This window comes from Acidiphilium sp. JA12-A1 (assembly GCF_000724705.2).
Taxonomy (GTDB): domain Bacteria; phylum Pseudomonadota; class Alphaproteobacteria; order Acetobacterales; family Acetobacteraceae; genus Acidiphilium; species Acidiphilium multivorum.
Genome location: NZ_JFHO01000291.1, coordinates 1 through 634 on the forward strand (window position 1 = coordinate 1; position 634 = coordinate 634).

General features: G+C 66.6%; 1 protein-coding gene. It reads right to left on the minus strand.

Going from position 1 to position 634, the window contains the following annotated elements; genetic code table 11:
* The coding region (locus RT91_RS19930) for a transposase (protein WP_152982904.1) at nt 1-414 on the minus strand (414 nt) is incomplete at its 3' end.
* Nucleotides 415-634 lie beyond the last annotated feature (220 nt).

A 634-nucleotide genomic window follows, 5' to 3' on the forward strand; every position in this document is an offset into this window, starting at 1 on the left:
GTCATCGGCATGACCGCGCTGGGCGCCATAGAGATCGGAGATCCAGATAGCGGGGCGATGGCCGTCCATTACCTCCGCGACGACGTTGGCGCCCCGGCTTGGCCGGATCACATGGATGACGACTTCGTCGTTCTGAAATACCCAGTTCCAGTGGGTCCGGCCGTTGATCCGCACCGAGGTTTCGTCGGAGCAGACGACCCGCGCGCGGCGCAGTCGGGCGAGGATGGCACCGACATCGGCATCGACGCCCGGCTTGGCGCGGCGGAATGCGGCATCGAGCGCGCCTTCGCTGATCGCCAAGCCGAACAACTCGGTGAACAGGCGCGACAGCCGCCGGTAGCTGACCGCATGGATGACGCGCAGGTAGATCGCGAGAGCCACGAGGTTGAGGCTGAATGGTGTGCCGGTCTCCATGCCTTCCGGGACGGCTGCCAGCGTGGTCGCCCCACAGCACGGACAATGGCCGGCATAGCGTTCGACGCGGGTGACGACCGGCTTGATCGGCGGCAGATCGATCTTGTCGTGCGCTGCGCGAGGCGCTGATCCGCGTCAGTCAGCCCGGCACGGCAGTGCTGGCAATGCGCGCCTTCGCGATCACCGTCTGCTCGGGGTTCTCGGCAAGCAAGCGACCGCA